The following is a 24592-nucleotide window of genomic DNA, read 5'->3' on the forward strand; positions in this document are numbered from 1 at the left end:
CGTGATCTCGCGCCGGGCGGACACCTCGTTACGTGCGACGGGACTGACGACGGAGCAGAGCTTGCTGCTTGCTTCAATTGCTGAGGCTGGCTCACCTCGAGCAGCCGACCTTGCCCACGTTCTCGGTCAAGCCTCTGGTGAGACAGAATTGGCGGCATTGTTGGCCTCATAGCGGGTCCACCTCCTTGGCAACGAGACAGCCTGATATTCTTGTGGGGACGAGAACTCGCGTCAGCTAACGGCGGGTGAGCGGCCGGGGCTGCCTTCTGTCCAGCGTCGGAACAGTGCGCTGGCATTGACCCCGCCGAAGCCGAAGCCATTGGATATTGCGTATTCCGTCGCGATCCGTCGCGCGTTGTTCGCGACGAAATCGATACCGTCGGCTTCCGGATCCGGAGCATTCAGGTTCAAGGTCGGTGGTGCTATCTGGTTGCTGAGCGCCAAAATCGTGAAGATAGCTTCCAACCCTCCGGCCGCGCCGAGCAGGTGTCCGGTTGCTGATTTGGTTCCGCTAACAGCGACGGTATTGCCGGAACCGAAAACACTCTTGATGGCCCTGATTTCACCGAGATCACCGACCGGCGTGGAGGTCGCGTGCGCATTCAGGTGACCAATTTCATGCGGGGCTATCCCAGCTTGCGCAATGGCGATTTCCATGGCTCTGCGTGCACCATTCCCGTCTTCGGGACCGGAGGTAATGTGGTGGGCGTCGGCCGTTGTACCGTATCCGACGAGTTCGGCAATCGGGGTGGCGCCGCGAGCAAGCGCATGGCTCAGGGCTTCGATGACCAGGATTCCAGCGCCTTCGCCCATGACAAAGCCGTCACGCATCATGTCGAAGGGGCGCGAGGCCCGGCTTGGCGTTTCGTTGAAGCCGGTTGAAAGAGACCGAGCCGCGGCGAATCCGCCGAGACTGACGATATTCATGCAGGCTTCCGTTCCGCCGCATACCGCAATATCTGCCTCGTTTGCACGGATAAGTCTCGCCGCATCGCCGATCGCCTGAACACCGGCCGCGCACGCCGTCACCGGTGCGCCGAGCGGACCTTTGAAACCGAAGCGGATCGAAACTTGTCCCGCTGCTAGGTTGACGAGAAACGACGGTATGGTGAAGGGCGAAAGACGACGGACGCCGCGTTGATCGACAGTGCGAACCGCCTCGGTGATTGCCGGAAAGCCGCCGATACCGGAAGCGACGATGGTCGCGGTTCGCAGTCGGTCATCATTCGAAAGCGGCTTCCACTTCGCTTGGGCAAGCGCCTCTTCAGCAGCCGCCAGCGCGAAGAGGATGAATCGGTCGACCTTGCGTTGATCCTTTGGAGCCATGGCAGCATCCGGATCGAAGCCGCCTTCAGCGTCTTCGGCGATCGAGGGGACGACTCCGCCCACTTTCGACGGCAGGTCTCCGACGACATCGTCCCCCAGTCGCCGAATACCGCTCCGACCCGCGAGGAGGCGCGACCAGGAGATTCCGACATTAGCTCCAAGGGGGCTTACAGCTCCCATTCCTGTAATAACGATACGGCGCATACGTTCTCCGCCTGTCTTCTCATTAAAAATTGGCACGATCTAAGCGTGCCGACCGGGATTGCGACCAGTGCCCGCAACATGCAGTTTGCGCATACAAAGAGCGCTTTTCGCCCGCCCATCCGGGCGGCGTATCAACGCGGTCCCGTAACCTGCACCAGATAATCGAATCCAGCGGCAGCCTTTAGGCGACAGCGATCGCTTCAGGCGACACCTTCACCACTTGCAAGACGCCTGACTTGAGCCGCGGCTGCGTCCAGAATGCTTTGCGACAAATTCTCGTCTTCGAGAATCCGCGAGAGCGTGACGGCACCCACCATAAGGGAGAGTATCACCATCGCATTGCCGCTGGGACTGGAGCTCGGGCTCTTGGTGTCATCCATCAGCTCATCCAGGACCTCAAAGTGAGCTCGGATCCCATCTTCAAATGGACGCCTGACCTCTTCACTTTGCCGCGCAGCGTCCGATCCCAAGGCCGCCAAAGGGCAACCGTCGGCTCTTTCTCCAAGATGTCCCGGTGAGAGGTAGAACTCCATGACTGCTTCGAGGGGATTGGAGCTGGTCGCGGCCGCTGTCGACCATCTGCGTGTGGCGCTTTCCATCGCACGCCTGGATGCTAGGGCAGCAAGGTCGTCCTTGGATGAGAACTGCTTGTAAAATCCGCCTTGCGTGAGGCCAGCACCCTTCATCAGATCCTTTAGGCCAATCCCGTCGAAGCCGTGTTCTCGAAAAAGACGGCTTGCGACGTTGATCACGGTGTCCCGATTCTCCTCGGCCTGTGCGCGGCTTACTCTCATGTTGATCTCCGCTTAGATTTCGATTGACATCTATAATGCAAATAGAGTTAGATCGCAATCTAATTCCTCGGGGTCGCTCGTCAAGAAGAGAATGTAAAATGAATCGCAAACATGTCCTGGCTTTGGTGGGGCTCGTGGCAGCGGCGGGGGCTGCTGCCTTTGTCCTCGTATTCGAAACACCCAAACACGAAGCCGAGGCTGCAGATCCGAGGACGGCTCCACCACTGGTGAGGGTGGCAGAGGCGAAGAAGGCGGAAACAGCGGAACGTTCCTTTACCGGCACTGTCGCTTCCCGGATACAGAGCAACCTCGGTTTTCGGGTCCCAGGTAAGATTGTCCAGCGGCTGGTGGATGTAGGTCAGCAGGTGAGACAAGGTCAGGCCCTGATGCGCATCGATGAGACCGATCTCCAACTCGCCCTGACAGCGAAGCGCAATACGGTCATCGCAGCGCGTGCTGTCCTGATCCAGGCAGAAGCAGATGAGAAACGCTATGCGGCGCTGGTGAAAAATGGATTGGCTGCTACTCCACAGCGCTATGAACAAGCGAAGGCGGCTCTCGACACGGCCTCTGCACAGCTTGCCGCAGCTGAAGCTGACGCCGAGGTGGCGGAAAACGCAGCCACCTATGCCGTCCTTCTTGCAGATTCGGATGGAACGGTCGTCGATACCCTTGGAGACCCAGGGCAGGTCGTAGCAGCGGGCCAGACGGTCGTCCAACTCGCGCAGGCTGGGCCGCGTGAAGCCGTTGTCTGGCTACCTGAGACCCTGCGGCCGGAGATAGGGTCGGAAGCTCATGCCAGTGTCTATGGAGGCGAGAGTCTAAGCGGAAAAGCTAGCCTGCGACAGATTTCCGATTCAGCCGATCCGCAAACCCGGACCTACGAGGCGCGTTATGTTCTCGATGGCGCCGCCGCCTCTGCACCGCTTGGCTCGACTGTCACGATCAAGATCCTGGATGCGGGCAGGCAGTCGGAGGTCACTGTTCCGGTAGGTGCCATCCTGGACGACGGCAGCCGGACAGGTGTTTGGGTTGTTAACGAAGCCACTTCCACTGTGAATTTTACGCCAGTCGACATCAAACGTATCGGTGAGGAGACAGCATTTGTCACCGGGATCGGAATCGGTGAGCAGGTTGTCGCTCTGGGGGCGCATCTGCTGGAAAATGGCGCGGCCGTCAGGACGGGCGTGCAGCAAGAGGTGACAAAGCAATGAGCTTCAATCTCTCTGCCATCGCGGTTCGCGAACGCGCCGTTACCTTGTTCTTTATCGTTCTGTTGGCCGCGGCGGGGGTTTACGCGTTCGTCAAGCTAGGACGCGCCGAGGATCCCTCCTTCACCATCAAGACCTTGACGGTCACTTCAGTGTGGCCGGGTGCCACTGCGCGTGAAATGCAGGATCTTGTCGCCGAGCCACTGGAAAAGCGCATCCAGGAATTGACATATTACGACCGTGTCGAGACAACGACACGACCAGGCTACGCCTTTCTGACCGTCACATTGAAGGATAGTACGCCACCCGGCGCGGTCGAGGAAGAGTTCTATCAGGCTCGCAAGAAGCTTGGCGACGAAGCCAGAAATCTTCCTCCAGGTGTCATTGGTCCCTTTGTTAACGATGAATATTCCGATGTGAGCTTCGGCCTTTACGCACTGAAGGCGAAGGGGATGCCGATGCGTGACCTTGTTCGGCAGGCAGAGGTCATCCGTCAGGATCTCCTGCATGTTCCGGGCGTCAAGAAAATCAACATCCTCGGGGAGCGACCCGAACAGATCTTCGTCGAATTTTCCTATGCCAAGCTCGCAACACTTGGAATATCGGCACAGGACATCGCCGCAGCTTTGCAAAGACAGAACACAGTCACGCCCGCCGGCTCGATCGACACGCGTGGCCCGCAGGTCTTTATCCGTTTCGACGGCGCATATAACAGCATGCAGGCGATCGCCGATACGCCGATCGTTGCAGCTGGCCGCACTCTCAAACTTTCCGACTTGGCTGATATTCGGCGCGGGTATGAGGATCCCGCGACCTACATCATCCGCCATGAGGGCGAGCCAGCAATTATGCTGGGCGCAGTGATGCAACAGGGCTGGAATGGTCTTGAGCTCGGCAAAGCGCTTGAAGCCCGATCCGCTGCTATCGCGCAGACACTGCCGCTCGGCATGACGCTTGCCAAAGTCAGCGACCAGGCCGTCAATATCGATGAGGCGGTCGGCGAGTTCATGCTCAAGTTCGCAATGGCGCTTGGTGTCGTGCTGTTCGTGAGCCTGGTCAGCCTCGGCTGGCGCGTAGGCATTGTTGTCGCGCTTGCTGTCCCGCTCACCCTGGCCGTCGTCTTCCTCATTATGCTCGAAACCGGCCGGTTCTTCGATCGTATCACGCTCGGCGCGTTGATCCTTGCGCTGGGGCTTCTTGTGGACGATGCCATCATTGCCATTGAGGTGATGGTCGTGAAGATGGAAGAGGGTATGGATCGCATCAAGGCGGCCGCTTACGCCTGGAGTCATACGGCGGCGCCGATGCTATCCGGCACCCTCGTCACAATCATCGGACTGATGCCCGTTGGCTTCGCAAGATCAACTGCAGGTGAATACGCCGGCAACATCTTCTGGGTCGTGGGCTTTGCACTGATCGTTTCGTGGGTTGTTGCAGTGGTCTTTACGCCTTACCTCGGCGTCAAGATGCTGCCTGACATCAAGCCGGTCGAAGGTGGACATCACGCAATCTATGATACTCCTAACTACCGCCGTCTGCGCTCGCTCATCGAGTTTGCGGTTCGGCATAAATTTGTGACGTGCGGTGTCGTGGGTATCGTCATGGCCGTTTCTGTCGTCGGGATGGGAGGCGTGAAACAGCAATTCTTCCCGACGTCGGATCGCCCGGAGGTTCTCGTCGAGGTACGCATGCCTGAAGGCACGAGCATCGAGACAACGACAGCGGCGGTCGAGAAAGTTGAAAGCTGGTTGCAAAACCAGCCCGAGGCAAAAATCGTCACCAGCTATATAGGGCAGGGCGCGCCCCGCTTCTTCTTTGCCATGGCGCCCGAATTGCCCGACCCAGCCTTCGCTAAGGTCGTGGTGCTCACTGCGGATGCTCACGCTCGCGAGGCGTTGAAGCATCGCCTTCGAGCTGCCGTGTCGGACGGGCTAGTTCCTGAGGCATCCGTGCGCGTAACGCAGCTTGTATTTGGGCCGTATACGCCGTTTCCGGTCGAGTTTCGGATCATGGGACCCGATCCGGACGAACTCTACAAGATTTCTGAGCAGGCCCTGGCAATTATGAAAAGTGTGCCTGATGTCCGGCAGGCCAACAGGGATTGGGGCAACCGAACCCCGGTGCTCCGGTTTATCCCCGATCAGGATCGGCTTAATCTGATCGGCCTTTCGCCGGCGGAGGCAGCCCAGCAGATGCAGTTGCTGCTGAGCGGCATCCCTGTCACCCAGGTGCGCGACAACATCCGTAACGTGCCTGTTGTCGCACGAAGCGCAGGCGAGAACCGCCTCGATCCATCACGGCTTGCCGACTTTTCACTGATGAGCAGGAATGGTCGTCAGGTTCCGCTTGATCAGATCGGCCATTCCGAGATCCGGTTTGAGGAACCGATCCTGAAACGTCGTGATCGAACGCCGGTTATCACGATACGATCCGATATCAACGAGGCGACGCAACCCCCCGAGGTTTCACAGCAGGTCATGAAGGCACTTCAGCCGCTGATCGCATCGCTGCCTGTCGGATATCGCATCGAGATGGGTGGAAATATCGAAGAGTCCCTCAAGGCCAACGTCGCGCTCGTCCAGGTTTTCCCTGTTATGATTGCGGCCATGTTGATCGTCATCATCCTCCAGGTTCGCAGCCTGTCAACGATGACCATGGTCATGTTGACCGCACCCCTCGGGCTTGCCGGGGTGGTTCCGGCGCTGCTTCTGTTCAATCAGCCCTTCGGCTTCAATGCCATTCTCGGATTGATAGGACTGGCGGGGATCCTCATGCGCAACACGCTAATCCTCACAGAGCAAATCAAGGAAAACCAGGCTGCTGGTCTTGATGACTATCACGCTGTGATTGAAGCGACTGTGCAGCGGACACGCCCCGTGATCCTGACCGCGCTTGCAGCGGTCCTCGCCTTCATACCTTTGACCCATTCGGTGTTCTGGGGATCGATGGCCTACACACTGATTGGCGGAACGGCGGCAGGCACAGTCATGATCCTGCTCTTTCTTCCGGCACTGTACGCTGTGTGGTTCCGGATCAAGCCAGCGAAAGAAGACGGCCACGGAGAAACGATCGAGCGTCTCGAGCCGCCGATAGCACTGGCTGCGGAGTAGGGAATCTCGTGCCCAAGACGACGAGCCTCCGCACCCGTACAGACACCCACAACGATCTCTGCCGGGAGCGCATCCTCGAAGTGGCGGAAGAACACTTTCGCCGCATCGGTTACCAAAAGACATCGATGGCCGACATTGCATCCTGCCTCGGAATGAGCAGCGCCAATATCTACCGCTTTTTTCCCTCAAGGGCGGCAATCAACAAGTCGATCTGTGGCCGCTTTTTCGCGCAAACTGCTCAGTCCGCCGATTCAATCGCACGGAGGCAGGCGCCGGCTCACGAGAAGCTCGGAGATCTTTTGAATGTCCTCCACCAGAAAAGGAAAATGACGTTCATCCAAGAGAAGCCGGTCCACGATCTGATCGTCACCGCGGCGGAGGAGAACTGGGCGATCATCAAAGCCCATGGTGACGAGATCGTGAGGATCATCGAAACGATCGTAAGAGAGGGGATTGAAGCAGGTGAGTTTGGTGTTGAAAATGCCGCGCAAGCCGCCCGAAGTGTGATGAACGCCTTCATGCCGTTCTACCACCCCGTCCTCGTCGAGCAGCGCGTCCGAAACGGCGAAGATACCGAAGCAGGTCTGCGTGACCAGATCCGCTTTTTTCTGAAAGCTCTAGGTGGGGCTGGCTAGCATTGTCCACTGGCCGGTCACGCTGCGCCGTGTGGCGGCGCCGTCCAGTAGAACTCGACGAGGCGGGCTCCAGTGGCGCCGATGGGGTGCCCAAGTGCGCATGCACCGTCATTAACTTGAGGCGGTCGCGTCGGATGCCAAGATCCTTCGCCGCAGCCATTGCGACCATCGCGAACAGATTCCACGTCTTCAACAGCCCAGTCGACTTTGTCGAGCAATTTTCGTATGGCGGGAATGGGAGCGGTGGTGCACCACGCCGGCTCCTGGCTGTGGGTCGATGCGCCTTGACTTCGGCGATGGCGGGAGATTTTTGCCGCAGCGTGCGAGCATGGCCTCGAAGGCATCGACCCGCCACCCTGACGACGGACTTTCGCTGTCTTCCAATCATCGAGAAAGTCCAATAGGTCCGAATAGATGCCGAGGGCGCTGACAATGGCCACAAAGGCACCGATGACAGCCCATGGAATGGAACCCCCGCTCAAAACCGCGTCGCCGATCGCTTTAAAACCGAGGACGATCCCACCCAGCGTTGCGAAGTGCGTTGCTATACCAAGAGCTTTTGGAGAAAAGAAACTGAACGAGAAAAGGAAAACGAAATGAAGCCGAAGGATGATGCAATCGGTCACGTTACTCCAGCAGGTGGCAATATTTTTGAAGAGCTTGGTTTTGATCCTCAAGAGGCGGCCTCTCTTCAGGCGGAGTCCGACGCCCAGATCGCCGGCATGATCGAAATCAAAGAAAATTTGATGACGGAAATCGCCGACTGGATTGCTGCGAGCCATCTAAAGCAGGCGGAAGCCGCAGAAAAGCTCCACGTCTCTCGCCCGCGTGTTTCCGACGTGGTCAACAAAAAGGTCTCAAAATTTACCGTAGATACGCTCATCGAGATGGTTCAGCGGATCGGCAAGAAAGTCCAGGTTGCGGTGGTTTAATGCTGAATCCGGGGCAGATGAGACTGGTGGCAGTTGCTACCTAATTGCGGAAATATCTCTGTCGTTCATAATCAACTCAAAGTCAGGAGAGGGTTACCGCGCGCTGATAGCAGGTCGATTGCTAGGGTTTCATCTGCAATCTTGGGTAATCTGGTTAAACGAACTGCGGCTTTGGGTGGAGTGTCAAGGGTGGTTGTCGCGGTGCTCTCTGACACTTGCGGTGCTTTCCTTGCGTCGTCATAAACACGAAGAGGGGCGGCCGTTACGCCGCCCGTTAGCACGTTCACCGCAAACGATCAATCAAGCGGGCCGCTCTTCTCCAGGCCGCGGCTTCCATGTGATGAGACGCTTCTCGGCCACATCGAGGAACAGGTCGATGATGAGCACGAACACCGCGAGGATGATGATGCCACCGAACACGCCCACCGCGTCGAAGTTGCCCTCAGCGCGTGCGATCAGATAGCCGAGGCCTGCGGATGCGCCCAGGTATTCGCCGATGATTGCGCCGACCACAGCGAAGCCGACGGAGGTACGGAGCGAGGAGAGAATCCAGGTTGCCGCTGCCGGGAAGTAGACGTGGCGTAGCAGCTCAGACCGCCGCGCGCCGAGGATACGGGTATTCGACAGCACGACCGGGTTTACCTCACGCACGCCCTGAAGTGCGTTGAAGAACGTGACGAAAAAGACCAGCGTGACCGCCAGGGCAACCTTCGACCACAGGCCAAGACCGAGCCACAGGACGAAAATTGGTGCAAGCACAACGCGTGGGATCGCGTTGACGGCCTTGATGAACGGATCGAGGATGCGCGCGATGGAGGGGCTCAGACCGAGCCATACGCCGGCGGCGACACCAAGACCGGTACCGATGAGATAGCCGAGTACAGTCTCGCTAAGCGTAATGCCGACGTGTTTGTAGAAACCCGGATCGCTAACCCAGCTGACGACCTGGTTGACGATGTCATAGGGTGCCGGGAAGAAAAAACGATCGATGACGCCGGATGTGACGCCCACCTGCCAAGCGCTGAGGATCACTGCCAGCAGTGTGATTTGGATTAGGCGGACATTAATGGCCTGCATAGCTTTTCTCCACTTCGCCCCGTAGGGACGCCCAGATATCGCGGTAAAGGGTCATGAACTTGGGATCGAGTTTGATCTCGGCCACGTCTCTCGGACGTTCGAGATCGACACCGAAGCTTTCGATCACGCGGCTGCGTGGTCCGGCAGCCAGAACCACCACACGGTCGCCCAGTGCGATAGCCTCTTCAAGGTCGTGGGTGATCATGACCACGGCGCGACGGTCTTCTTGCCAAAGCTTGAGCAGTTCGTTCTGCATCAGGTGGCGAGTATGTATGTCCAGCGCCGAGAACGGCTCATCCATCAAGATGACCTTGGGCTCGGTGATCAGAGCCTGCGCCATCTGTACGCGCTTGCGCTGGCCGCCCGACAGTTGGTGGGGGAAGCGTCCTTCGAAACCCTTGAGTCCCACTTTCTCCAGCCAGGCCATGACCTTGCGATGACGCTCTTCAGCTGCCACCCCGCGAAACAACAGGCCCAACTCGACATTTTGATATGCCGTCTTCCAGGGCAGCAGAGCGTCCTGCTGGAACAAATACCCGATATTGTTTTGGACGTCCTTGACGGGCGTCCCGTCAATACAGACCTCTCCTTTTGCCGGCTTTAGAAGGCCCGCGATCGCATTGAGAATTGTCGATTTGCCGCAACCCGTAGGCCCCACGATGGCAAGGAATTCGCCATTGCCGACCTTGAGGTTCACGTTTTCGACTGCGACAAAGGACCCGAACGCCATGGTGACGTTGTCTATGGTGACCATCGGGGGAAGGCTGGGTTGAGACACCGCCTCGATTTTCCTTACTGCGTTTGCCATATTACACCCCCTAGTTTTCGGCACTGTGGCCAGCGGCTTCGACGAACTTGTTTGTGTAGGTCGTGTTAAGGTCGGTCGTGGCCTTGCCAACGCTTTCGTTGAAGCTCTTGAGGACGGCGAGAGGAACCTCGAGGTCCGCAGGCGTGAACCGGCCATCCTGGGAGAAGATTGCCTTCGCGTTCTCGACTGCCTTGATGTACGTCTGCTTGTCGCCCGAAACGAAGTCATCCGGGAGCTGGGCTACGATCTCCTCAGCAGAGTGATCCTTCATCCAGTGAAGTGCCTTCACGGTCGCATTGGTGACCTTCTGAATTACCTCGGGATGCTCGTTGATGTAGTCTTGGCTGGCGTAAAGGACGGATGTTGGATAGATGCCTCCGTACACAGCCTTGGCACCTTCGTCGCTTCTTGCGTCGATTAGGATTTTGCCCAGCCCACGCTCAACGACGATCGTGGCGGCGGGGTCATAGTTGACCAGAAGGTCGATCTTTCCTTGCTGGAGAGCGGCTACAGCCGCGGCACCCGAGCCGACGCCGATAATCGAGATGTCATTGTCGGTCAGACCATGCTGCTTGAGGTAATAGCGAATAAAGAAGTCGGATGAGGAACCGGGCGAGGTGATGCCGACATTCTTACCTTTGATGGTCTCAGGTTTCGCGGGATCGAAATCAGTGTCGCTCTTGCCAGCGAGGACAAGGCCTGAATTCCTTGCGAGCTGGACGAAGCCTACGACATGCTTGCCTTGGGACTGCATCTGGATTGTGTGGTCATAAAAACCGACAGCGACGTCGGTCGACCCGGCCACCAGGGCCTGGAGGACTTTCGAGCCACCCTGAGCGAAGTTCTCAGTCGTGACGTCCAAACCCTCCTCCTTATAGAACCCCAAGCTTTCGGCCACCGGGAAGGGCAAGTTGTTGAGATTGTAGGAGCCCACGCTCATGCGAACAGAGTCGGCGGCATGAGCTGCGGTAGTGAGAGACAGCGCGGTAGCTGCTGCCAAGAGATATTTACGCATGAGATTTCCTCCCTATTTGCTCCGGTCCTCGCCGGAGCGGGTTATGCAGCGTTTTCAACACGCTCGTTCGGCTTAGCGAAGGCGTATCCTTCGAATAGTCTCCTCGCGGTCCTAACCAGACCTGCGACCATCGATCCGTTTCGGGTCTCCAGCTGCACGTCGAGACGTCCGCTGGGGTGTTCGATACGAACCAGCGTCGGCAGTAGTTGTTCGCCGACGATTTGTGCTGCTACGGTCCCTGAAGTCGTGGCGGCCGTGGCAATCCCGACTGCACCCGTGGTAGCGAGAGCAGGGTGGCAGTCATTGGGCATAAAGTATCTCACTGATATCGTTCCGCCCTTCTTGGCCGGGGAAATCAAAACCGGCTTAGGGATGACCATGTCGGACACATCTCCCATTCCCATCAAACGACCTGCTTCAGTCCGAATGGAGGCGAGGCGGTCGATGAGCTGATGGTTCGCCGATAGCGACGCAGCGTCTTCGTAGCCAGTTACGCCCACGTCTGCGGCGCGAATAAGCACCATCGGGATTGCGCAATCGATCGCGGTAACTTCGACCCCGGCGATAACGTCTAGCGGCTTGCCAGTGGGAAAGAGCTTTCCGGTTTTCGCGCCGGCCGCATCCAAGAAGGTGAGGGCGATCGGAGCGGCGAGGCCCGGAACTCCATCAATCGACGCATCGCCCAGGTAGATGACTTCGCCTTTCCGGGTCGGGACCTTCGCTTCGATGATTTTTCCCGTGTTCACGTTATGAATCCGTACGAGCGTGTCAAAATTGCCGGCGGGTACGAGACCGGCCTCGATCGCGAATGGACCGACAGCGGCGAGCATGTTGCCGCAGTTCGGTGAGTAGTCCACGATCTGTCGGTCGGTTCGCACCTGGGCAAACAGGTAATCGACGTCTGCCCCATGAACGCTGGCTGGACCGATGATCGCAACTTTCGACGTCACCGGGTTTCCTCCTCCGATTCCATCAATCTGCAACGGGTGACCTGATCCCATTATCGAGAGCAGCGCTGCGTCGCGACCAGCTTGATCCGCGGGCAAATCGGAAGCCAGAAAAAACGGGCCCCGCGAAGTGCCGCCGCGCATAAGGACGCAAGGTATGCGTATCAGGTCGTTCATTACATGTCCTCGAATATTGCGTAAGTCGGATCAATTCGCTTGCTTATTGCAATATGCGAAACATCGGCGTATTTGTTAAATGCAATGTTTGAGAGGATTATTGCGAAATGAGCATCAATTGCGAGATACTAGATCTCCGAGCTTTTCAAGCGGTCGTGGACCTCGAAAGTTTTCATCGAGCGGCCCAGGCGCTCAACATCTCACAACCGGCTCTCACTAGACGCATTCAGAAGCTTGAGCAGTCCATTGGCGCGCCATTGCTCGATCGGACGACCCGTCACGTTGCGGCGACAGCCACAGGGCAGGAGTTGCTTCCGCTTGTAAGGCGGATGCTGGAGGAGTTCGATGGTTCCCTTTTCGCCCTCAAAGACGGTGGGTCGCAACGTCGCGGACTAATCACGATGGCCTGTGTTCCGACCGCCGCCTTCTATTTTCTGCCGACAGTCATCAAGAAGTTCGGCGCTGACTATCCTAATATCAGGCTTCGTATCCGCGATTTGACAGCGAACGAAGGGCTGCAAGCTGTCGCGCGGGGGGAGGTGGAGTTCGGTATCAATCTGATGGGGAATTCGGATCCAGACCTTTCGTTCGAACCGTTGATCGATGACCCGTTCGTGCTGGCAATGCGTAAGGATCACCCTCTTGCGGTTCACGATCAACTGAACTGGGCTCAACTCGATGGTTATCCACTCGTCGTCGTCGATCGATCGAGCGGAAATCGAGCCCTTTTGGACGGCGCGCTCGCGAAGCATAACCTTAGGCTGAACTGGTTCTACGAGGTCACCCATCTCAATACGTCCCTTGGACTTGTCGAGGCTGGGCTCGGCATCTCAGTTCTTCCTAGACTGGCGACGCCTCAGGAAGAGCACCCATACTTGGTCTCGCGCCCAATCGTTGACCCAGTGGTAACCCGAACCATCGGGATCGTATGCAGACGCGGCGCGCAACTGTCTCCCGCCGCCGAGAAGTTCATTGAGGTGCTTCTCAAAACTTGGAAGAGCGGGACGGACGGCCGTGAAAGCGCAATGAGCGTTGGGACAAGCGTGCAATACCGCTCCTCTCAACGCTCCTCGCGACATTGATCTACGTTCCCGCGCTACAATATTCCTCGCTTTACGCGGATCGCCTCACGATGAGCCTTCCAGGAAGCGTTATCGTTTCGGGCTCGATCTTTCCCTTGATCATCTTGAGGACCACATCGACCATCTCGTTTAGCGGTTGCTCGTAGGTCGTGAGACCGTATGCAAACGCCCCCCCCAATTCGTAGTTGTCAAAGCCGACGATTGCGATGTCCTCGGGCACTCTGAGGCCGAACTTTCCGCGAATCTCGTCCATGGCGCCGATAGCCAGAATATCGTTCTCACACATGAGTACATCGACACGATCTTGAGCCGCGGTCTGGGAGAGGTAACGCCTGATCGATGCAGCCCCGGCCGGGGCGCTATATTTCTCGGCGGAAAGAAGCGCGATATCCGTTACTCCCTTCTCCGCCCAGAACTCGGTGAAGTGTTGGCGACGCCTCAATGCGGTTGAGAGTGCTGCCGCACCGCTCATGAAGCCCGGACGCTTGTAGCCCTTGGCATGAAGGTGATCGACGATTTCCCTTAGTGCGAGTTCCGCGTCGCAGACAACAGCAGGAACACCCTCGATCTGACTATCTCGTGCAAGCACGAACATCGGTGGCATTCCGTTGCCGAGTTGAAGGTCAGTAAGAGTCTCATCGCGAAAGGCCGTGCCGAAAAGGATGATGGCGTCCACCTGCCGTTGGTCCGCATGAAGCAGCGCGTTCACGTGGTCGAAGTGGTTGTTGATGTTGATGAGCATCACAACGAGCCCAGCGGCCTGCAGCTTTTCAGTCAGTGACTCAAGGAATGGCAACTTCTGGGGATTGGCGAAGTCATCAACGAAGACCGCCACCTGTCCGGTGGTGTTTGTGGCAAGGCTCCTGGCGAGTAGGTTTGGAGTGTAATTGAGAGCTGCGGCGGTTTCGAGCACCTTGCGCTTGCTCGCTTCGGTGATCGAGGCCCCGGGCGTGAATGCGCGGATCACTGTCCACTTCGATACTCCTGCGGCCTCCGCCACTTGCTTCGCCGTTGCTCTTTTGCGCATGCCGCCTCCCTAAAATGGAACATATATTCCATTTTGCGATTTCGATGAAATGAATGCTTGCTTTTAACTCATTCTTACATAATATGCACCTGCTTGCACCCGGTAGCAAACTATTTTGCACCCGGTAGCAAGAGAGTTTGCACCCGGTGGCAATAACAATGCACCCGGTAGCGCTTTCACCGCCTTGGAGTGGCGGAATCGGAGGAGAGAAAAATGAAAGCATTTATCAAGACGCTTGCATCGTGCGCGGTTGCAGTTGGCATCGCCGCCTCGTGGTCAGTCGGCGTAAAAGCCGAAGAACAGATCAGCATCATCGCCGTGACGCATGGCCAGGCATCCGACCCCTTCTGGTCGATCGTGAAGAACGGCATGATGCAGGCTGGCAAGGACAGCAACGTCAAGGTCGACTACCGCGCACCGGAAACCTTCGACATGGTTGCGATGGGCCAGCTCATCGAAGCAGCAGCCAACCAGAATCCCGCGGGCATTGTGATCTCCGACCCTGATCCGGATGCGCTTGGCCCGGCCATTCAGAAAGCCGTCGCCGCTGGCATCCCGGTCATCTCCATGAACTCGGGCATTGCTGCTGCGGAAAAGCTCGGCATCAAGCTCCATGTCGGCCAGGATGAACTTCCGGCGGGCGTGAAGGTTGGTGCGAAGCTCAAGTCGCTCGGTCTGAAGCATGTCCTGTGCGTCAACCAGGAAGTTGGTAACGCCGCACTCGACCAGCGTTGCGCAGGTACCGAGAAGGGCTTCGAAGGCGGCAAGGTCACGGTTCTGCCGACCACTGCCGATCCGGCCGAAATCGAATCCAAGATCCAGGCTGCCCTGACCTCCGATCCGTCCATCGACGTCGTCCTCGGTCTGTCCGCTCCGCTCGTCGGCGAGCGTGCTGTCGCCGTCGTTGAGAAGATGGGCAATGGCGACAAGGTTAAGGTTGCTTCCTACGACTTGTCGGCTGGCTTCCTGAAAGCTGTGTCTGAGGGCAAGGCGCTCTTCGCCGTCGACCAGCAGCCCTATCTGCAGGGCTACCTGCCTGTGACTTTCCTTGGGCTCAATGCCCGCTATGGCACGATCCCCGCTGGCAACGTCGCCTCCGGCCCGAGCTTTGTCGAGAAGGACGCAGCAGCCTCGGTTATCGAGAAATCCTCCCAGGGTATCCGCTAAGCGGACCCGAGGCGGCTCCCGCCCCTCCTGCGGGGGCCGCCATCATCGCCCGACATCCGATCCCGATACGGTCTGACCGGATACAGGTGGCGCACGCTAACTCTTCATCTTTGAGGCACGACCATGACCCTGGCCAACGAACAGAACGGGACCGCTTCCCGATCCGACGAGCGCCTGAAGAAGGTCTCGACCATGACCGCGCTCGCACGTCGCCCGGAACTCGGCGCCGTGGCAGGACTGGTTCTCGTAACGATCTTCTTCTTCTTCACTGCCAACCCCGCCATGTTCACGCTCGCAGGCGTGGTCAACTTCATGGCTCCCGCAGCCCAGCTTGGAATCCTTGCGATTGGTGCTGCGCTGCTGATGATTGGCGGCGAGTTTGACCTTTCCATTGGATCCATGGTCGCGTTCGCTGGCCTCGTCTTCGGTACCGCCCTGGTTGTCCTTCATCTGCCGCTAAGCGTAGCTATCCTGATCGCGCTCGCATTCGCTGCGGTCATTGGTGTCGTCAACGCTCAGCTCACCATGCGGACGGGCCTGCCGTCGTTCATCGTCACGCTTGCATTCCTCTTCATTCTCCGCGGTCTGACGCTCGTGGGCCTGAAGTGGGCGAGCGGCGGCGCAACCCAGCTTCGCGGCATGAAGGAAGCTGTCGCTGACAGCCCGATTGCGCCGATCTTTTCTGGCGACGCCTTCACGGGTCTGTTTTCCTGGCTCGGAAGCAACGGCATCATTGAGACTTTCCCAAGTGGTGCGCCCAAGGTCCCCGGCATTCCGGTGGAAATCCTCTGGTTCGTCTTCATTGCGCTGTTCGCAACGTGGATTCTCCTCCGCACACGGTTCGGCAACTGGATCTTCGCCTCTGGCGGCGACCCGAAGGCCGCGCGCAAGTCCGGTGTCCCCGTTGCTCGCGTGAAGACTACGCTGTTCATTGGCACCGCCATGTGCGCCACTCTCGTAGCCATTCTGACCGTCCTCGACGCTGGCTCCACAGATGCACGCCGCGGCTTCCAGAAGGAGTTCGAAGCAATCATCGCAGCGGTCATCGGCGGATGTCTCCTGACCGGAGGATATGGCTCGGCAATCGGCGCGTTCTTCGGGTCCATCGTCTTCGGCATGGTCCTGATCGGCCTGACCTACACCTCCATCGACCAGGATTGGTATCTGGTTTTCCTCGGCGGCATGCTGCTCACCGCGGTCATCTTCAACAACATCATTCGCAAGCGCGTGACGGGAGAACGCTGATGAGCAACACTCAGACGCCACTCGTCGAGGTCAAGAATCTCGTAAAGCATTTCGGATCGATCATCGCTCTCAACGGCGTTTCGCTGAGTGTCCACGCAGGGGAGGTGCTCTGCCTGCTTGGCGACAACGGTGCGGGCAAGTCGACATTGATCAACACGCTGTCCGGCGTATTCAAGCCCACGTCGGGCGACTTCCTGGTCGAAGGTAAGCCTCACGCGTTCAACGGACCCCGTGGTGCGCTTGATGCAGGGATCGCCACCGTCTACCAGGATCTTGCGATGATCCCGCTGATGTCCGTGACGCGCAACTTCTTCATGGGGCGCGAGCCGCTCAAGGGCTTTGGTCCGTTCAAGTACATGGACATGGAATTCGCTGATCGTATCACCAGCGAAGAAATGAAGAAGATTGGAATTGACGTTCGCGAGCCGGGCCAGGCTGTCGGCACTCTCTCAGGCGGCGAACGCCAGTGCGTGGCAATCGCCCGTGCGGTCTACTTCGGCGCCAAGGTTCTCATCCTCGACGAGCCGACATCCGCTCTCGGCGTGGCACAGACCTCAATGGTTCTGAAGTACATCGACCAGGTGCGAAACAACGGACTGGGCGTGATCTTCATCACCCACAACGTGCGCCATGCCTATGCCGTGGGCAACAGATTCACAGCGTTGAACCGCGGTAAGACCCTCGGGACGTTCGCCAAGGACGAGATCAACCTTGATGGCCTTCAGAACCTGATGGCTGGTGGCAAGGAACTTCAGTCGATCTCTGCGGAACTCGGCGGGACGATCTGATCACTTCCATATGCACGAATTTGGTCCGGCGCGAAGGTGCCGGGCCCCGGACACTCATACCCAAAATCTAGGGAAGCACCCCAATGATCAATGCTAAACAATCCACGTTTCCGTTGGCCGCCTGCGCCGAGATGCTGTGGCGGGACAAGCCGATCGAGTGGCGCGCGTCGCGTCTCAAGGAACTCGGTTTCGGAGTAGGCCTTTGGAACTGGCCGGAACATGATCTTGCCAAGCTCGAAGCAACGGGCGCGACGTTCACCATCATGAACGGCTACCTTACGGGCCGTCTTACCGATGACGAGGGTGCGGATGAACTGCTGAAGACCGCGCGTGAGACCGCACAGGTGGGCAAGCGTCTCGGTGTTCAGCGCCTCAACCTCCATGGAACAGGTCTTGGTGATCGTGGCCTTCCGGTTCAGCCGATCGAAGTCGTGACAGGAGCGATGTGGCTCAAGGCGCAGGACACGCTACGTCGCATCGTCGACATGGCCGAGGAAGAGAACGTGGTCTTCACGCTCGAGAACCTGAACCTGCCCGTCGACCATCCGGGCGTTCCGTTTGGGCGCGCGGAGGACACGCTCGCGCTTGTTTCCAGCATCAACCATTCCCGCCTGCGCCTGAATCTCGATCTCTATCACGCGCAGATTGGCGAAGGGAACCTGATCGAACTGTGCCGGAAGTCACTCCCTTGGATCGGCGAGATCCAGGTCGCCGACGTACCCGGCCGCTGCGAGCCTGGCACTGGCGAAGTCAATTGGAACGGCGTCGCAAAGGCTTTGAAGAACATGGGCTATTCCGGCCCCATCGGAATGGAAGCCTGGGCGTCCGGAGATTCCGATGCCGCGCTCGCAGCCTTCCGTGAAGCATTCACTCTCTAAATTCCCACACAGGATACAAGTCATGGCCAAGGTCAAAACTGTCAACGTCGGTCTCATCGGTGCTGGACGCATCGGCTCCTTCCACGGCGAGAGCGTAGCCAAGAGGCTCGTGGATGCTGAACTCGTAGCAATTGCAGATCCCGCACCGGGCGCGGCGGCGAAGCTTGCTGACAAGCTCGGCGTCGATGCTTCCTATACCGACGTCGCCGCAATGCTCGCGCAGCCGGGTCTGGACGCCGTTATCATCGCGACGCCCGCTCGGTTCCATACCAATGTTCTCGTGCAAGCAGCGGAAGCCGGAAAGGCAATCTTCTGCGAAAAGCCGATGGCGCTGACCCTCGAAGATGCAGACCGTGGCATTGCTGCTGCCAAGGCAGCGGGCGTTCCTCTGCAGGTCGGATTCAACCGTCGTTGGGATCAGGCGTTCTCAGAAGGCCGTGCGGCTATCGACGCAGGCAAGGTCGGCGCCCCGCAGCTCATTCGTTCTCTGACGCGCGATCCGGGTCCGTTCGGCGCCGATCCTGACAAGATTCCTCTCTGGACCATCTTCTACGAAACGCTGATCCACGACTTCGACACCCTCCTGTGGCTGAACCCCGGCGCGAACCCTGTCGAAGTATTCGCAATGGCTGACGCTCTCGTCCGCCCGGATGCTCGCGAAAAGGGCTTCCTCGACACGGCCGTCGTCAACATTCGTTTCGACAATGGTTCCATCGCCGTCGCCGAGGCGAACTTCTGCGCGATGTACGGTTACGACATCCGCGGCGAAGTCTTCGGCTCCGGCGGGATGGTCACGATGGGTGATGTCCGTCGCTCCAGCATGACGCTGTTCGACAAGGACGGGGTGTCGAATGACACCTGGCGCCGCGACACCGACCATTTCGTGCAGGGCTATACGGCGCAGCTCGCCTCCTTCGTGAACGCAGTGCGGGAAAGGAAGATCGGCGATCAACCAACCGGCATCGACGCTCGCAACGCATTGGCAATCGCGCTGGCCGCGATCGAGTCGGTCTCGAAGAAGCAGCCTGTGCGACTGGGCTGATCCTTATCACGACGGGGCGGACGGCCAGTTCTCCCCGTCGCAATCCCTCGCATCAAAAGACTGGAACGGTCATGAAGAAAGCCCTGGATGTAATCACGATCGGCCGCAGCTCGGTTGATCTCTATGGCGCCCAGGTTGGCGGCCGACTCGAGGACATGGGGTCGTTCAGGAAGTATATCGGTGGCAGTCCGACAAACATCGCTTGCGGCGCCGCCCGGCTGGGACTTAAGAGCGCCGTCATCACGCGTGTCGGCGACGAGCACATGGGCCGCTTCATCCGCGAGCAACTTGAGCGTGAAGGCGTCTACACCGATGGCGTGAAGACAGATCCCGAGCGGCTAACCGCCCTCGTTATTCTCGGAATACGTGACGAAGTCCAGTTCCCGCTGATCTTCTACCGCGAGAACTGTGCCGACATGGCCCTTTCCGAAGAGGATATCGATGGGGAGTTCGTCGGCACTGCAAGGGCGCTCGTGGTGACTGGAACGCACCTCTCAAATCCTCGCACCGAAGCCGCTGTCATGAAGGCGTTGCAGCTTGCTCGCAAGCACGACGTGAAAACTGCGCTCGACATCGACTACCGACCAAATCTGTGGGGTGTCGCTGGGCACGGCGATGGCGAGAGCAGGTTCGTAGAAAGCCGGGCGGTCACCGAGAAGCTGCGGTCGACCCTGCATCTTTTTGACCTCATTGTCGGCACCGAGGAAGAGTTTCACATCGCTGGCGGGTCAACCAACACTGTCGATGCACTACGGGCCGTGAGGCAGGTCTCGGACGCCACCCTCATCTGCAAGCGTGGCGCTCTGGGCGCTGTTGCGATCGAGGACTGGGTTCCAAACACGCTTGATGACGCTCAGAAGGGACCAGGTTTCCCAATCGAAGTTTTCAATGTCCTTGGCGCCGGCGACGGCTTTTTTGCTGGACTGTTGAAAGGATGGCTGGACGGCGAAAGCTGGCCCCGGGCATTGGAATACGCAAATGCCTGCGGCGCGTTCGCCGTCAGTCGCCATGGTTGCACTCCTGCATATCCGAGCCTGAAGGAACTGCGGTTCTTTCTGAAACGCGGCGTGAAGCGTCCGGACCTTCGTAACGATCAGGAACTGGAACAGATTCACTGGTCGACGAACCGCAGCGGCGACTGGCCGAGCATGCATGTCTTCGCCTTCGACCACCGCAGGCAGCTCGAAGAGATGCCGGGCTACACGCTGGAGCGCGGCGGTGATTTCAAGCTTCTCTGCCTGCAGGCCGCACAGCGTGTCCAGAACGGCAGAGCCGGATATGGCATCCTGTGCGACAATCGGATCGGTCGGCGCGCACTTCATGCGGCCGCTGGCACCGGGCTGTGGGTCGGACGACCCTGCGAATGGCCGGGATCGCGTCCGCTGACGCTTGAACCAGAACTGGGCCTGGATTGCGGTGGCCTGGAGGAATGGGCTCGCGACAATGTCGTCAAGGTCCTTTGCTTCTGCCATCCCTCCGACAGCGCAGAGCAGCGCGCCAATCAGGAGGAGACGGTCAAGAGGCTCTACGAGGCCTCCCGTCGCAACAGCCTGGAATTTCTATTGGAGATCATCCCGTCGAAGGTTTCCGCTGTCGACGAGGACACCACTGCCACACTTATCCAGCAGTTCTACGACATCGGCGTCTATCCCGACTGGTGGAAACTCGAGCCGATGAAGACAAGAGCAGGCTGGGAAAACGCAATCCGGGCGATCGAGCGCAATGACGACAACACGCGCGGGATCGTCGTTCTAGGCCTTGATGCTCCCGAAGCGGAACTCTCCGCGTCGTTCCAGGTTGCCGCGTCTTTCGAGCTGGTGAAGGGCTTCGCCGTTGGCCGGACGATCTTCGGTGACGTGGCACGCGCCTGGATGAAGGGCGATCTGTCCGACGAAGCCGCGGTCATCGACATGGCGTCTCGTTTCGAACGCCTCTGCGGCATCTGGGACGAGGCGCGCAGCGTCGCGAAAGGAAACTGACATGACGAGCATTCGATTGACCGCGGCACAAGCCATGGTGCGCTTTCTCTCCGTTCAGATGACCGAGGAGGGCAACCGCTTCATCGAGGGTGTATGGGCGATCTTCGGTCACGGCAACGTGGCGGGACTTGGTGAAGCTCTCGAAGGCATCGGCGATGCCCTTCCCACGTGGCGCGGCCAGAACGAGCAGACCATGGCCCATACCGCGATATCATACGCTAAGGCGAGCAAGCGCCGACGCGCCCATGCTGTCACATCGTCGATCGGACCCGGCGCGACGAACCTGGTCACGGCAGCCGCACTGGCTCACGTCAATCGGCTTCCAGTTTTGTTCATCCCCGGCGATGTCTTCGCAAACCGTCGTCCCGACCCGGTTCTCCAGCAGGTCGAGGATTTCGAGGATGGCAGCCTATCTGCGAACGACTGCCTGCGACCCGTCAGCAAGTACTTCGACAGGATCCATCGCCCGGAGCAATTATTGACGGCATTGCCCCGCGCGATGCGCGTCATGACGGATCCCGCAAACTGCGGTCCCGTAACGCTCGCTTTCTGCCAGGACGTGCAGGCCGAGGCTCACGACTACCCCGCTGAGTTTTTTGAGCCGAAGGTATGGCGGATTCGTCGCCCCGAGCCGGATCGGCGTGACCTCAAGGACGTAGTGCAGCTCATCCGCAGTGCTGCCAACCCGGTCATCGTTTGTGGCGGCGGGGTGATATATTCCGAGGCCGAGAATACGCTTGCCGATTTCGCGACACGCCACGGCATCCCCGTCGTCGAGACGCAGGCTGGTAAATCCGCTCTCGCTCAGTCACATCCGATGAACTTCGGCGCGGCGGGCGTGGACGGGTCCGCAGCGGCGAACGAACTCTGCGCCAATGCAGATCTGGTCATCGGTGTGGGCACCCGGTTCCAGGACTTCACCACAGGCTCCTGGGCACTGTTCGGCAAATCCAGCCGGAGACTTGTGTCAATCAACACGCAGCCATACGACGCCGACAAGCACGGTGCTGTCGGTCTGATCGCCGATGCCCGGGTGGCGTTGGAGGAGCTGTCTAGTCGCCTCGGATCCCACAAGGCTTCTTCCTTCGATCCGCAATCGAGAACCTCCTGGCTGTCGAAGGTGGATGCGCACTGCGCCGCGCCGGAGAACAAGCCCGACGGTTATCTGCCGACCGATGCCCAGGTGATTGGAGCGGTGCAACGGATCTCCACCGATCACACGATTGCGATGTGCGCCGCGGGAACGATGCCCGGCGCCCTGAAGCTCCTCTGGCAACCAGCGCAGGGCGGCTATCACATGGAGTACGGCTATTCCTGCATGGGGTACGAGCTTGCAGGTGCACTCGGAATCAAGCTGGCGATGCCGGAGCGAGAAGTCGTCTGCTTCGTAGGCGACGGCAGCTACATGATGGCGAATTCCGAACTGGCGACGGCGGTCATGCGCCGGATCCCGTTCACCGTCGTCCTGACCGACAACAGGGGCTACGGCTGCATCAATCGACTGCAGATCCATTGCGGCGGCGAGGAATTCAACAATCTCTACAAGGACTGCAACATCGAGGCGCAGCCGGAGATCGACTTCGTAGCCCATGCCGCCTCCATGGGCGCCCATGCGGTCAAGGCGAAGAACATCGCAGATCTCGAAGTGCAGATCGCGAAAGCACGAGGCAGGGACCGTCCGACGGTAATCGTCATCGACACGGATGCGAAGCCCGGCCCCGGTGAAGCCGGCGGCGGCTTCTGGTGGGACGTGGCTGTGCCAGAAGTTGGCCGCACTGAGAAATCAGAAGCGGCTCGCTCGCAGTATCTGCGGAGTATCAGCCTGCAGAGCCTGGTGAATTGAGGAGCCCCCAATGAGCGATCTTCTACGCAAGCCTTTCGGCCGTCATGGCAAATCACTCTGGAGTCTGCGGGCTGGAGGTATGCCAGCTTCTCGCTCTACAGGCTGCGTGCAGGCGAGCACGCCTCCGCTCAAACGGGAACGAACGAAGTCATCCTCGTCATGGTCGAGGGCAAGGCTTCGATCACAGCCGCCGGGCAGGATTGGGGTGTTCTCGGCGAGCGGATGAACGTGTTAGAGAAGACGCCGCCGCACTGCCTGTACGTTCCGAATGGGCGCGACTGGAGCGCTAATGCAGAGACGGACTGCACGATTGCCGTCTGCTCCGCGCCGGGTAAAAGCGGCCACGAAGCACGGCGTATTGGCCCCGATGGCATCTCGCTCACAGAACGGGGCAAAGGGACGAACACCCGGTACATCAACAACATTGCGATGGAGAACGAGGACTATTGCGACAGCCTTCTCGTGACGGAGGTGTTCACTCCGCCGGGACACTGGTCGAGCTATCCATCTCATCGGCATGACGAGGATGACTTCCCGCGGATCACATACCTCGAGGAGACCTATTACCATCGCATCAATCCGGGCGATGGATTTGGGATCCAGCGCGTTTACACCGACGATGGCAAGCTGGACGAAACGATGGCGGTTTCGGACGGGGACGTCGTCCTCGTTCCGAGGGGACACCATCCTTGCGGAGCGCCTTACGGTTTCGAAATGTACTACCGCAACGTGATGGCTGGGCCGCTTCGGAAGTGGCGCTTCATTCCGGCTCCTGAAGTCGAATGGATCATGAAACGCGACGCCTGACGGCTCGCCGAGACCAACGACAATCAGTTCGAGGATACCCCAATGCCACTCATGAAGTTCCACATCTATCGCGGTCGCAGCGCGGAGCAGATCGATACGCTGCTCGATGCCGCGCACGACGCCATGGTCAGGTCGTTCAACGTTCCGGAGCGGGATCGATACCAGATCCTCAACGAACACGAGCCGAGCCATCTCCGTGCTCTCGACACAGGACTCGATATCCCGCGGACCGACCGTTTTGTGATGGTCGAAGTCATCTCGCGCCCACGGTCCACCGAAGAAAAGACGACCTTCTACGAAACCCTCTGTTCGGCTCTCCAGGAACGATGCGGGACAGCCCCCACCGACGTGATGGTGTCCTTCACGCAGAACGCCGACGAGGACTGGTCTTTTGGCCGAGGCCGGGCGCAGTTCCTGACCGGTGAACTTTAGTCCGAGTTGTCCGTCGCTGTGGCTTGTCGGCACGGCGACAAACCAAACCGATTGCAGATCAATAGT

The 24592-nt window shown here is 58.8% G+C and carries 20 protein-coding genes and 2 pseudogenes; 14 read left to right on the plus strand and 8 right to left on the minus strand.

Going from position 1 to position 24592, the window contains the following annotated elements; all coding sequences use genetic code 11:
- Positions 1 to 231: 231 nt before the first annotated feature.
- Together fabF and K9B32_RS18765 are read right to left on the minus strand one after the other, a co-directional pair.
- Positions 232 to 1530, minus strand: a complete 1299-nt coding sequence (gene fabF / locus K9B32_RS18760; protein WP_224564875.1) for a beta-ketoacyl-ACP synthase II — start codon at positions 1528 to 1530, stop codon at positions 232 to 234.
- Between the two features lie 200 nt (positions 1531 to 1730).
- Positions 1731 to 2324: a TetR/AcrR family transcriptional regulator gene (locus tag K9B32_RS18765; RefSeq protein WP_224564877.1), complete on the minus strand. Its 594-nt coding sequence runs from the start codon at positions 2322 to 2324 to the stop codon at positions 1731 to 1733.
- 98 nt (positions 2325 to 2422) lie between these two features.
- Here K9B32_RS18765 and K9B32_RS18770 point away from each other — a divergent pair, with 98 nt between their 5' ends.
- Genes K9B32_RS18770 through K9B32_RS18780 form a run of 3 tightly spaced genes read left to right on the plus strand, consistent with a single transcriptional unit; the run spans position 2423 to position 7280 of the window.
- The gene (locus K9B32_RS18770) at positions 2423 to 3538 is read left to right on the plus strand and encodes an efflux RND transporter periplasmic adaptor subunit (RefSeq protein ID WP_224564880.1); all 1116 of its coding nucleotides are present in this window, start codon (positions 2423 to 2425) and stop codon (positions 3536 to 3538) included.
- Positions 3535 to 6645, plus strand: coding sequence for an efflux RND transporter permease subunit (locus K9B32_RS18775; RefSeq protein WP_224564882.1), 3111 nt, complete (start codon positions 3535 to 3537; stop codon positions 6643 to 6645). The genes K9B32_RS18770 and K9B32_RS18775 overlap by 4 nt, the downstream gene beginning before the upstream one ends.
- Positions 6646 to 6653: 8 nt before the next feature.
- Positions 6654 to 7280 (plus strand): TetR/AcrR family transcriptional regulator, encoded by a 627-nt coding sequence (locus K9B32_RS18780; RefSeq protein WP_224564884.1) that lies wholly within the window; start codon positions 6654 to 6656, stop codon positions 7278 to 7280.
- A gap of 56 nt (positions 7281 to 7336) precedes the next feature.
- Here the strand turns inward: K9B32_RS18780 and K9B32_RS18785 are convergent.
- Positions 7337 to 7584: pseudogene (locus K9B32_RS18785) on the minus strand (acetyl-CoA C-acetyltransferase); the annotation flags it as partial.
- A gap of 292 nt (positions 7585 to 7876) precedes the next feature.
- Between K9B32_RS18785 and K9B32_RS18790 the strand changes: the two are divergent.
- The gene (locus K9B32_RS18790; protein WP_224564886.1) at positions 7877 to 8212 is read left to right on the plus strand and encodes a helix-turn-helix domain-containing protein; all 336 of its coding nucleotides are present in this window, start codon (positions 7877 to 7879) and stop codon (positions 8210 to 8212) included.
- A 300-nt stretch (positions 8213 to 8512) separates the two neighbouring features.
- Here K9B32_RS18790 and K9B32_RS18795 read toward each other — a convergent pair whose 3' ends face one another.
- The 4 genes from K9B32_RS18795 to K9B32_RS18810 form a co-directional block, all read right to left on the minus strand.
- A complete protein-coding gene (locus K9B32_RS18795; protein ID WP_224564887.1) occupies positions 8513 to 9289 on the minus strand; it encodes an ABC transporter permease in 777 nt (258 codons plus the stop codon).
- Positions 9276 to 10043: an ABC transporter ATP-binding protein gene (locus tag K9B32_RS18800; RefSeq protein WP_411969723.1), complete on the minus strand. Its 768-nt coding sequence runs from the start codon at positions 10041 to 10043 to the stop codon at positions 9276 to 9278. The genes K9B32_RS18795 and K9B32_RS18800 overlap by 14 nt, the downstream gene beginning before the upstream one ends.
- A 64-nt stretch (positions 10044 to 10107) precedes the next feature.
- Entirely contained in the window at positions 10108 to 11112 is a 1005-nt protein-coding gene (locus K9B32_RS18805) for an ABC transporter substrate-binding protein (RefSeq protein ID WP_224564891.1), read from the minus strand.
- A 41-nt stretch (positions 11113 to 11153) separates the two neighbouring features.
- On the minus strand, positions 11154 to 12236 hold the full coding sequence (locus K9B32_RS18810; protein WP_224564893.1) for a 4-oxalomesaconate tautomerase: 1083 nt from the start codon (positions 12234 to 12236) through the stop codon (positions 11154 to 11156).
- A 107-nt stretch (positions 12237 to 12343) separates the two neighbouring features.
- On the opposite strand from K9B32_RS18810, the gene K9B32_RS18815 reads away from it, so the two are divergent.
- A complete protein-coding gene (locus tag K9B32_RS18815; RefSeq protein WP_224564895.1) occupies positions 12344 to 13318 on the plus strand; it encodes a LysR family transcriptional regulator in 975 nt (324 codons plus the stop codon).
- A 31-nt stretch (positions 13319 to 13349) separates the two neighbouring features.
- Here K9B32_RS18815 and K9B32_RS18820 read toward each other — a convergent pair whose 3' ends face one another.
- Positions 13350 to 14345 (minus strand): LacI family DNA-binding transcriptional regulator, encoded by a 996-nt coding sequence (locus K9B32_RS18820; RefSeq protein WP_224564916.1) that lies wholly within the window; start codon positions 14343 to 14345, stop codon positions 13350 to 13352.
- Positions 14346 to 14558: 213 nt separating this feature from the next.
- Here K9B32_RS18820 and K9B32_RS18825 point away from each other — a divergent pair, with 213 nt between their 5' ends.
- The 9 genes and pseudogenes from K9B32_RS18825 to K9B32_RS18865 all read left to right on the plus strand — a co-directional run bounded on the left by K9B32_RS18825 (position 14559) and on the right by K9B32_RS18865 (position 24526).
- Entirely contained in the window at positions 14559 to 15512 is a 954-nt protein-coding gene (locus K9B32_RS18825; protein WP_224564918.1) for a sugar ABC transporter substrate-binding protein, read from the plus strand.
- Between the two features lie 123 nt (positions 15513 to 15635).
- Complete coding sequence (locus K9B32_RS18830; RefSeq protein ID WP_022712769.1) at positions 15636 to 16757, plus strand: ABC transporter permease; 1122 nt, start codon at positions 15636 to 15638, stop codon at positions 16755 to 16757.
- Entirely contained in the window at positions 16757 to 17545 is a 789-nt protein-coding gene (locus K9B32_RS18835) for an ATP-binding cassette domain-containing protein (RefSeq protein ID WP_022712768.1), read from the plus strand. Before K9B32_RS18830 ends, K9B32_RS18835 begins: the two co-directional genes overlap by 1 nt.
- 83 nt (positions 17546 to 17628) lie before the next feature.
- Positions 17629 to 18423 carry a TIM barrel protein gene (locus K9B32_RS18840; protein ID WP_224564920.1) on the plus strand — a complete coding sequence of 265 codons (795 nt, stop codon included), beginning with the start codon at positions 17629 to 17631 and terminating at the stop codon, positions 18421 to 18423.
- 22 nt (positions 18424 to 18445) lie between these two features.
- Complete coding sequence (locus K9B32_RS18845) at positions 18446 to 19465, plus strand: Gfo/Idh/MocA family oxidoreductase (RefSeq protein WP_022712766.1); 1020 nt, start codon at positions 18446 to 18448, stop codon at positions 19463 to 19465.
- Between the two features lie 71 nt (positions 19466 to 19536).
- On the plus strand, positions 19537 to 21444 hold the full coding sequence (locus tag K9B32_RS18850) for a bifunctional 5-dehydro-2-deoxygluconokinase/5-dehydro-2-deoxyphosphogluconate aldolase (protein WP_224564922.1): 1908 nt from the start codon (positions 19537 to 19539) through the stop codon (positions 21442 to 21444).
- Between the two features lies 1 nt (position 21445).
- A complete protein-coding gene (gene iolD, locus K9B32_RS18855; protein ID WP_224564925.1) occupies positions 21446 to 23287 on the plus strand; it encodes a 3D-(3,5/4)-trihydroxycyclohexane-1,2-dione acylhydrolase (decyclizing) in 1842 nt (613 codons plus the stop codon).
- A gap of 10 nt (positions 23288 to 23297) precedes the next feature.
- Positions 23298 to 24094, plus strand: a pseudogene (iolB, locus tag K9B32_RS18860) (5-deoxy-glucuronate isomerase).
- A 42-nt stretch (positions 24095 to 24136) separates the two neighbouring features.
- On the plus strand, positions 24137 to 24526 hold the full coding sequence (locus K9B32_RS18865; protein WP_224564927.1) for a tautomerase family protein: 390 nt from the start codon (positions 24137 to 24139) through the stop codon (positions 24524 to 24526).
- Positions 24527 to 24592 lie beyond the last annotated feature (66 nt).

Source organism: Rhizobium sp. 3T7, assembly GCF_020166565.1.
In the GTDB taxonomy this organism is placed as follows: domain Bacteria; phylum Pseudomonadota; class Alphaproteobacteria; order Rhizobiales; family Rhizobiaceae; genus Rhizobium.